This window comes from Bradyrhizobium sp. Leo170 (genome assembly GCF_004296405.1).
Classification (GTDB): domain Bacteria; phylum Pseudomonadota; class Alphaproteobacteria; order Rhizobiales; family Xanthobacteraceae; genus Bradyrhizobium.
The window spans coordinates 1-639 of sequence record NZ_PSRR01000829.1; the positions used below are offsets into that span (position 1 = coordinate 1).

At 57.7% G+C, this 639-nt stretch carries 1 pseudogene; it reads left to right on the plus strand.

Annotated features, from left to right (window positions below):
• Positions 1 to 56 precede the first annotated feature (56 nt).
• A pseudogene (locus CWO89_RS44955) lies at positions 57 to 639 on the plus strand (transposase); the annotation flags it as partial.

Genomic DNA, 639 nt, shown 5'->3' on the forward strand with positions numbered 1-639 from the left:
TCGTCAGGGGCTGCGATTGATGATTCTATATCGATCATGGATCGTCGGGGGTTCGCATGCCGGGCGCTTTTTCGGATCAGGGCGGATTATTTTCGTACATTTCGCCGGAGGCACGAGTTCCTGCGGACCATCCGCTCAGGAAGATCCGGCAGTTCGTCCGCGATGTGCTGACGGAGATGAATCGCGACTTGGGGAAGCTCTACGCGAGCGAAGGACGTCCCTCGACGCCTCCGGAGCAATTGCTGAGCGCGTTACTGCTGCAGGTGTTCTACGGTATTCGCTCGGAACGCCAGTTGATGGAGCAACTGGACTACAATCTTTTGTACCGCTGGTTTGTGGGGCTTTCGCCCGACGACCCGGTCTGGGACCACCTTCACCAAGAACCGAGACCGGCTGCAGAACGGCGAGGTGTTTAAGAAATTCATGACCCGGCTTCTGAACCATCCGCAGGTCAAGCCGCTGCTGTCGGACGAGCATTTCTCGGTGGATGGAACGCTGATCGAAGCCTGGGCGTCACAGAAGAGCTTTCGTCCCAAGGACGGTAGCGGTGACGATGATGGCGGCGCAAACTTCCATGGCCAGAAGCGCAAGAACGACACCCATGCGAGTACCAGCGATCCAAACAGCAGGCTTTACCGC